Annotated in this window: 6 protein-coding genes; 5 read left to right on the top strand and 1 reads right to left on the bottom strand. The window is 40.9% G+C overall.

The genetic code is table 11. The features are described 5' to 3' along the window. Window positions 1-16 precede the first annotated feature (16 nt). The 4 genes from RYM16_RS06355 to uvrC all read left to right on the top strand — a co-directional run bounded on the left by RYM16_RS06355 (window position 17) and on the right by uvrC (window position 7,321). Window positions 17-313 (top strand): hypothetical protein, encoded by a 297-nt coding sequence (locus tag RYM16_RS06355; protein WP_233187049.1) that lies wholly within the window; start codon window positions 17-19, stop codon window positions 311-313. Beyond that, window positions 313-2,493, top strand: a complete 2,181-nt coding sequence (gene uvrB / locus RYM16_RS06360) for an excinuclease ABC subunit UvrB (protein ID WP_314983029.1) — start codon at window positions 313-315, stop codon at window positions 2,491-2,493. Before RYM16_RS06355 ends, uvrB begins: the two co-directional genes overlap by 1 nt. Window positions 2,494-2,612: 119 nt before the next feature. Further along, entirely contained in the window at window positions 2,613-5,462 is a 2,850-nt protein-coding gene (gene uvrA, locus RYM16_RS06365) for an excinuclease ABC subunit UvrA (protein ID WP_314983030.1), read from the top strand. 32 nt (window positions 5,463-5,494) lie between these two features. Continuing rightward, window positions 5,495-7,321, top strand: a complete 1,827-nt coding sequence (uvrC, locus tag RYM16_RS06370; RefSeq protein WP_314983032.1) for an excinuclease ABC subunit UvrC — start codon at window positions 5,495-5,497, stop codon at window positions 7,319-7,321. A 53-nt stretch (window positions 7,322-7,374) separates the two neighbouring features. On the opposite strand, the gene RYM16_RS06375 is transcribed toward uvrC, so the two are convergent. Further along, entirely contained in the window at window positions 7,375-8,733 is a 1,359-nt protein-coding gene (locus RYM16_RS06375) for an MATE family efflux transporter (RefSeq protein WP_314983034.1), read from the bottom strand. A 266-nt stretch (window positions 8,734-8,999) separates the two neighbouring features. On the opposite strand from RYM16_RS06375, the gene RYM16_RS06380 reads away from it, so the two are divergent. Next, window positions 9,000-9,659, top strand: a complete 660-nt coding sequence (locus tag RYM16_RS06380; protein WP_314983036.1) for a TerC family protein — start codon at window positions 9,000-9,002, stop codon at window positions 9,657-9,659. Window positions 9,660-9,757 lie beyond the last annotated feature (98 nt).

Raw genomic sequence — 9,757 nt, forward strand, 5'->3', positions numbered from 1 at the left:
TGTTAGCCTAGAAAATATGGAAAAGATTGTTAGCTTAATCGAGTATTTCGGCATTGAATTATACCGTCCTATTACAAGATTGCTACTTTCAAACTGGGAAGAGATTACAGAACGTATTAATAACTATACTGAATCAGATTGGATGATGGCTGATGAAATCCAAAAGACTACGCCTACATTAGATCGTTTCTCCATTGCTATGCTCATCGAAGTCTTAGAAGGTGAAGATACGTTGAACCAAGCAGAAAATGCAGGTCGTCGTCTATCTGAAGAAGAGCTCAAAGCTATCCGTAAACATCAGGATGAACAGTAATGAAACATAATACATATAATTACGAAGGGGGCCAACCATTTAAAGTGGAGGCGCCCTTTACGCCTACTGGGGACCAACCTACTGCTATACAATCCTTAACAGAAGGTATTGAACGCGGTGAATGGGCTCAAGTTTTGCTCGGTGCTACTGGTACTGGTAAGACATTTACGATGGCTAAGGTTATCGAGGCGGTACAGAAACCGACCTTGATTATTGCACACAATAAAACTTTGGCGGCTCAATTATGTAGTGAGTTTAAAAGTTTCTTCCCTAATAATGCGGTAGAATACTTTGTATCTTACTACGATTTCTATCAACCAGAAGCATATATTCCTTCCAGTGATACGTACATTGAGAAGGATGCGTCTATCAATGATGAAATCGATAAACTGCGACATAGCGCTACGATGAGCCTTTTTGAGCGTCGCGATGTGATTATCGTTGCCTCTGTTAGCTGTATTTACGGTTTAGGGGACCCTGAGGATTATTCTGAACTCGTATTGTCTTTGCGCTTAGGTCAGACGAAATCTCGCGATGAAATTCTGTCTAAACTCGTTGATATTCAATATACGAGAAATGATATGAACTTTATCCGTGGTACCTTCCGTGTACAAGGTGATACTATTGAGATTTTCCCTGCTGCCTATAGTGAAAGAGCCATTCGGGTGGAACTTTTCGGTGATGAAATCGATCGCCTCGTTGAGGTAGATGCGTTAACAGGTGAAGTGATTGCTGAACGCAAGCACGTTGCAGTCTATCCAGCATCTCACTATGTAACAACGAAAGATAAGATGCGTATTGCTGTAGAGCGCATTGAAGCCGAATTAGATGAACAGTTAGCTAAGTTAAAAGCAGCTGATCGTTTACTTGAGGCGCAACGTCTTGAACAACGTACACGTTATGATATAGAAATGATGCAAGAAATGGGCTATTGCTCGGGCATCGAAAACTATTCCCGCCATATGTCCGAACGTAAGGCTGGGGAAGCTCCATATACATTGATAGACTATTTCCCAGATGATTTCCTCATCATGGTTGATGAGTCTCATGTAACGATCCCTCAAGTACGTGCCATGTACAATGGCGACCGTGCTCGTAAGGAATCCCTTATTGAATATGGTTTCCGTTTACCATCTGCACTCGATAATAGACCGCTTCAATTTGATGAATTCGTAGAGCGTATTAATCAAATCGTCTATGTATCAGCCACACCTGGTCCTTATGAAATGGAAGTACAAACGAATATTGCGGAGCAAATTATCCGTCCTACAGGATTATTAGATCCATCCATTGAAATTCGTCCTATTAAGGGGCAAATGGATGACTTACTAGGAGAAATTCATAAGCGTGCAGCTAAGAATGAACGTGTTCTCGTTACGACATTGACGAAGAAGATGGCAGAGGACTTAACGGAGTTCTTGAAGGAAATGGGCGTCCGTGTTCGTTATCTCCATTCCGATATCGTTACTATCGAGCGTGCCGAAATCATCCGTGACTTACGGGCTGGTGTATTTGATGTACTAGTTGGTATCAACTTGCTCCGTGAGGGCCTCGATATGCCAGAGGTTTCTTTAGTAGCTATATTAGACGCAGATAAGGAAGGTTTCTTGCGTTCCGACACGGCTATGATTCAAACTATCGGTCGTGCTGCTCGTAATGTGAACGGTCACGTTATCATGTACGCTGACCGTGTAACAGGTTCTATGCAACGCGCTATCGATGAAACTGACCGCCGTCGTGCCGTGCAAGAGGCTTATAATATTGAACATAATATTACGCCTAAGTCTGTCTCTAAAGATGTAAAAGAACTTATTGAGTTGACGAAAATTGAAGAAGATATGGTTACCGATGGGAAGGACTTTTCACCGAAAAAGGGGAAAAAGAAATCCTCTACACCGGGAATGGACCATGGACACGAACCATATGCTCAAGAGGCATCTACTCCTAAGGTGGCAGATATAACGCCAGAAGAGCTATTCAATAAAATTGAAGAACTAGACCGTCAAATGAAGGCAGCCGCTAAGCAGCTTGAATTTGAAAAGGCTGCTAAGCTTCGTGACCAATTAGGGGAACTACGTCAACAATGGTCCGATATGCATAGTGCAGGAGATAGTAAGTTAAAGAAACCTGCTTCTACGAAATCTAGAAAACGTTCTAGCTCAAAAGGTACATCTAAATAGATTGTAAGAAAACACATAGATTATATAGACTATATGTGCGATAATATACATATATTATTTCATGTTAGTAAAAATAGAGATGATGCCATTTGGTATCATCTCTTTAAATAGGGAATATAATGAAAGATCAATTGATAGTAAAAGGTGCGCGTCAGCATAACCTTAAAAATATAGATATAGCCTTACCACGAGATCAGTTTATCGTTTTAACTGGTCTCAGTGGTTCTGGTAAATCGTCCTTAGCATTTGATACGATTTACGCAGAAGGGCAACGACGCTATGTAGAGTCCTTGTCTGCGTATGCTCGTCAATTCTTAGGACAAATGGATAAACCTGATGTAGATTATATTGAAGGCTTATCTCCAGCTATTTCTATCGACCAAAAGACGACAAGTCGCAATCCTCGTTCTACCGTTGGTACTGTAACGGAGATTTACGACTATTTGCGTCTATTATTTGCTCGCGTAGGTCATGCTCATTGTCCTGAATGTGGCAAGCCTATTACACAGCAAACGATACAACAAATGACCGATGATGTAATGAGCCTACCAGAAGGTACTAAGATTTTAGTATTGGCTCCTATGATTCAAGGAAAAAAAGGGGAGCATAAATCCGTCTTTGATCAACTTAGAAAAGAAGGCTTTGTTCGTGTCCGTGTAGATGGCGTTGTTCGTACAATGGACGAAGAGATTGTATTAGAGAAGAATAAGAAGCACTCCATCGATATCGTGGTAGACCGACTCGTTGTAAAAGAAGGCATAGAATCCCGCTTGGCAGACTCTATGGAGACCGCATCAAAATGGGCAGAAGGCATCGTAGTGATTCAAGAGGTAGACGGCCCTGAACACATGTATAGTCAACACTTTGCATGTCCAGATTGTCATATTTCCTTGCCGAAAATTGAACCGCGTATGTTCTCCTTTAACAGTCCGTTTGGCGCCTGCCCAGCTTGCTTAGGTATTGGCTCTACCATGGAAGTAGATGAAGATCGTGTTATTCCAGATGGTTCTATTAGCTTTGCTGACGGTTGTGTACAAGCGTTGAGCTCTAATCCTAATGCGTGGTTTATGCGCCAAGTAGAAGGTTTATTAAAAGCCAATGGATACTCTCTAGATTCTACCTATGATGAATTGCCAAAAGCATTACAGAAAAAAGTAATGTACGGCACGACGGATAAGGTGGCTTTCACCTACGAAAATATGCGTGGTGAAGTGAAAGAATTCTTTACGGAGTACGAAGGTATTTTACCGATGGTAAAACGCCGTCATAGTGAAGCCTCTACCGATTCCATGCGCGAAGAGTTTGAAAAATATATGTCCATTAAGCCATGTACTACTTGTGATGGTGCTCGTCTTAAACCCGAAGTATTAGCCATTACCGTAGGGGATAAGAACATCAATGAAGTAACGCAATTGACCATTAAAGAAGCTCTCGATTTCTTTGGTACGTTACAGCTTACTGAACGTGAAAAAGTGATTGGTGCTCAAATTTTAAAAGAAATCAATGCTCGTCTCGGTTTCTTAAACAATGTAGGCTTAGATTATCTCACTATGAACCGTAGTGCAGGTACTTTGTCTGGTGGTGAAGCGCAGCGTATTCGTTTAGCTACGCAAATCGGTTCTGGCCTCGTCGGTGTATTATATATTCTAGATGAACCTTCTATCGGTTTACACCAACGAGATAATGATCGTCTCATCGATACATTGAAAGGCTTACGAGATTTGGGTAATACATTGCTGGTTGTAGAACACGACGAAGATACGATGCGCGCTGCCGATTATCTTGTAGATATTGGGCCAGGTGCAGGTGAACATGGCGGTCAAATCATTGCGTCTGGTACGGTAGATGAGGTCATGAAGGTAAAAGACTCTATTACGGGTCAATATTTGAGTGGTCGCAAGTTTATCGCCCTTCCTGAAGAACGTCGTAAGCCAGGTAAAAACTGCATCGAAATTCGCGGTGCGAAGGAAAATAATTTACAAAATGTAAATGTAAAATTCCCTATCGGCTTATTTAATGTTGTTACTGGTGTCAGCGGTTCTGGTAAGTCTACATTGATTAATGAAATCCTTTATAAAGGATTAGCTAATCAATTGTATCGCTCTAACCATAAAGTAGGGGCCCATAAAGAGATTCGTGGTCTTGAACATATCGATAAAATCATCAATATAGACCAAAGCCCTATAGGTCGTACACCTCGCTCTAATCCAGCTACCTATACAGGTGTATTCGACGCTATACGCGAGCTATATAGTCAAACACCGGAGGCTAAGATGCGCGGCTACAAACAAGGTCGCTTTAGCTTTAACGTAAAAGGTGGCCGCTGTGAAGCTTGTCGTGGTGACGGTATCATCAAAATTGAAATGCACTTCTTACCAGATGTGTACGTGCCTTGTGAAGTTTGTAAAGGGGCTCGTTATAACCGTGAAACCTTAGAGGTTAAATACAAAGGTAAGTCTATTGCGGATGTATTAGATATGACCGTAGATGATGCGGTTGAGTTCTTCAGTGCTATTCCGAAGATCAATCGTAAAATGGTTACCTTACAAGAGGTAGGTCTTGGTTATATTCGTTTAGGTCAAGCCGCTACTACATTGTCTGGTGGTGAAGCACAACGCGTTAAATTAGCTACTGAACTGGCTCGTCGCAGCACAGGTAAAACCTTATACATCCTGGATGAACCGACTACAGGCCTTCACGCTGAAGATATTCGCAAGTTATTACACGTATTGCAACAACTCGTAGAGGGTGGCGATACAGTGGTTGTTATCGAACATAACTTAGATGTTATTAAGATGGCAGATCACATCATAGACCTAGGTCCGGAAGGTGGTAATCGCGGCGGCACTATCGTAGCTACTGGTACACCTGAGGAAATCGTTAAGGTGAAAGAAAGCTATACCGGTAAATTCTTGGGTCCTGTATTAGAACAGACTAAGAAATTTATGAAAGCTGCAAAGAAAAAATAATTCTCTTGCAATCTACAAGGAAAGGAGGAAATATGCCGTCTGAAGAATTACTGGAGAAGGTCAGTCATTTGCCGACTACACCGGGTGTCTATTTATGGCGTGATCAGTATAACCGCATCATCTATGTAGGTAAGGCCATTAACTTACGTAATCGCGTGCGGTCTTATGTGCGTAATGATGCTAATCGGGCTCCGAAGGTTGCGGCTATGATGAAGCGTGCCGTCGATGTAGAAATCATTCAAACTAAGACGGAAATGGAAGCGCTCATCCTAGAGAATACGCTTATTAAGGAGCACGAGCCTAAATACAATATTAGGCTCCGCGATGATAAGACCTATCCGTACGTAAAAATCTCCGTGCAAGAGGACTATCCACGGGTATATATGACGCGCCGTCTAGAACGGGATGGGGCTAAGTACTTCGGACCTTTTACGGACGTTACATCAGTTCACGTAGTACTAAAATTGATTCGTCAGTATTATCCATTGCGCACGTGTAAGTCTATGAAGGTTGAACGGCCATGCTTGCAATACCATATGCATTATTGTGAGGCGCCGTGCTTTAATAAAATATCTATACCGGACTATCGGAAGTACATCGATGAAATCATAGAGCTCTTTGAAGGTAAGCCTATACCATTGTTGAAGGAAATCAAAGAAAAAATGGAATTAGCTGCAGAGGACTTACGCTTTGAAGATGCTGCACGTTATCGTGATCAGCTAGCTAGTATTGAAAAAATACAAGAAAAGCAACGTATGGTGACACAGCGAGGCGACTTAGATGTGTTAGGTCTTGCAGTCGATACATCTATGGCTTGTGTACAGTTATTATTCATTCGTGGTGGACGACTACTAGGTCGTGAAAACTACTTTGTGCAACACGATGGAGATAGTGCGGAAACCATAATGACGGACTTTATCAAGCAGTACTATGGGGATACAAACTTTATTCCTAAAGAACTATTACTCCCTATGGACAGTACCGATAGAGACTTGTTAAGCGAATGGTTTACACAGCTCAAAGGGCAGCATGTAGATGTATCTGTACCACAACGTGGTTATAAGATGGATATGATCAAGATGGCTCATGAGAATGCAAAAACCTTCCTAGAAGAACGCCGTCGTCAGTGGCAACATCAAATCGATAAGACTGGTGGGGCCGTTAAAAAATTGGCTGAAGTCTTAGACTTGCCGCGCTTGCCAGAGCGTATGGAATGTTTTGATATTTCTCATACCCAAGGTGCTGAAACGGTAGCATCTATGGTGGTCTTTGAAGGTGGTAAGCCGGCGAAGAAGGAATATCGTCGCTTTAAATTAAAGACTACACAAGGCAAGCCAGATGACTTCAAATCCATGGCGGAAATTATGGAACGACGCTACGGTAAGGAAACAGATTGGCCTATGCCTGACCTCATCATTATCGATGGTGGTAAAGGTCAACTCAATGCAGCGTTGCCATTGATCCGTGGTGTAGGTGTCACAGATGTACCAGTTATCTCCTTGGCAAAACGTATTGAAGAGGTTTTTGTAGAAGGTCAATCTGAAAGTATCATTTTGAGCCATCACACGCCAGAGCTTCAATTGCTACAACAAATACGTGATGAAGCCCATCGCTTTGCGATTACCTATCATCGTAAGCTACGTGGTAAACGTAACTTAGAATCTATTTTAGATCACATTGAAGGGATTGGACCTAAACGGCGAAAGGCATTATGGGCTCACTTCAATAGTTTAGAAGCCATGAAAGAAGCATCTATTGATGAACTTTCAAAGGTAGAATCTATGAACTATAAGACGGCAGAAACACTATACAATTTCTTCCGCATGTCCAATGTAGAAAAGCAAGAGGTTCTCAAATAAAAAAATCACCTATTGAGGATGTACACAGACGTGTAATCTCAATAGGTGAATTTTTATTTTGCAATAGCTTTAGGCTTGTAATGTTGGATGTAGTACGTGCGAAGCGTAAATAATATACCGGCTGCTACTACGCTAGATAACAACCCAATCCATACGCCAAATGGTCCATAATTAGGATTTTTAGCAAGGATATAAGCAGTAGGGAAACATACGCCCCAATATGATACGAGGGAGATGTATAGTACTACTTTTACATCCTTGTAAGCTCTTAGTATACCTTGTAGTGGAGTACCGATGGCATCGATAGCGGAAAAGAATACGCCATATCCAAGGAATTGATAAATAAGACCATATACTTCATCATCATTTGTGAATAGGTCCGCAATATCATCCATATGGGTGAACGTAAAAGCACAAATGAGTAACGCAATGATGATGGCCATTACGCGAGCAATGTAAGAATACTGAATGGCCTCCTTTTTACGCCCTGCACCAAGCTCGTAAGCAACGGCAATAGTAGAGGCCATAGCAATACTGAGTGGTAAGCAGTAAAATACATTAGTAAAGGAAATAACCGACTGATGGGCTGCTACTACGGCAGATCCAAAGTGAACCATCAAGAGGCCAGCGATACTAAAGATACTAGCTTCTAAGAAGATGGAACCACCAATAGGAATACCCACATGTAATTGCTCACGAATATAGTGGAAGCTTGGACCTTTAAAGTCTTTATAAATACGATAACCTTTAAGCTTCGGATGTAATAGAATAACCAAGCTAAAGAGGATAAAGTTAGTCCAAGAAGCACCAGCTAATCCGTAACCCGCGCCAACACCACCGATTTCAGGGAAACCGTAGTGGCCAAAGATGAGTGCATAGTTTAAGAATACATTAATCACAAAGCTTGTAAATACGATAGCCATAGAGTAATGTGTTAACCCATGGGAATCAACTGTATTACGCAAAGTATTTACCCAAAGTAGAGGGAATAAACCAAGGGCAAAAGCTTTCAGATAACTAATGCAAACCTCAGCGGCTGCAGGTTCTAAATTTAACGTAGTCAGTAATGGGCGAAGACCCAATATACCGATTAGTAAAATGATAAATGCTAGGCCTGTACCAATGAAAAGACCTTGATGGAAAATCATGGAAATATCATCTGTTTTCTTAGCTCCCAATAGCTGAGAAATGATTGGTGTGATACCCATTAACGTTCCTTGTGCAAAGATATAGAAGAGGAGCCATAAATTATACCCCGTAGCGACCCCAGCTAAATCTATGGTACTATATTGTCCCGTTAAAAAGATAGCTATAAAAGTACCACCTATAAGGGAAAATTGCGTTATACACATAGGAGTAAATAGCTTAATGAACAACCATAACTTTTGTAATATAGAATATGTTTGATACATACTAACCTCCCTTTTATTGATATACTATACAATATCACAAAATCGCTTAATTTAATAGATAAAACCTAGAAATAATAGGAATTAAATCTATTGATAAATAGCGATTATATTGTTGATTTTGAGAATAAAAATAGTTATGAATTCCTACTTATGAAGGTGAAGGAAGTATGATAAAAATGTATATATATGTTAATAATTGAATTTTACACTGCCTAACTATATCGATTATAATATATATACTATAGTTTAATTCTAAGGAGGATACATTGGACATCTTATCTGTACAAGGCTTATTAGCTATGCTTCAAATCATCGTTATCGATATCTTATTAGCTGGCGATAATGCCATCGTTATCGGTATGGCGGCTCGTAACTTGCCAGAAAATTTACAGAAGAAGGCAATCTTCTGGGGCACAGCAGGGGCCATTATTTTACGTCTTGTTATGGCATTCCTATTTGTAGAGGCTTTAAATAATATTCCTGCCTTACGCTTAGTAGGTGGTATCCTCCTTTTATGGATTGGCTACAAGCTCGTTGCTGATGATGAAAGCGAGCATAATATCGAGGCTAAAGATAACTTACGTGCTGCCATCACGACAATCGTTATTGCGGACGGTATCATGGGCATCGATAATGTTATCGGCGTAGTGGGGGCTGCTGGTGGTGACATGATATTAGTTGCTATCGGTATGCTTATCACTGTACCTATCATCATTTATGGTAGTACTTTGTTTGTAAAAGTTATCGAACGCTTCCCAATCATCCTATACGTAGGTGGTGGTATCCTCGCTTGGGTAGGTGCTGCTATGAGCGTGGAAGATAAATTGATTTCTCACACTGTTGAACCATATGCACTGTTCATTAAAATAGCTGCAGTAATCCTCGTAGTAGGTGCATCTCTTTTAGCAAATAAACTAAAAAAATAATGAAACTTATCTCTTCTTCTACTAATAGGAGGAGAGATATTTTTTGGCTCTCTGTCAAATGTTGGGGTATTCACCCTACGAGTCTTCTTTGGCACCAA

Source organism: uncultured Veillonella sp., from assembly GCF_963524655.1.
Taxonomy (GTDB): Bacteria; Bacillota; Negativicutes; order Veillonellales; family Veillonellaceae; genus Veillonella.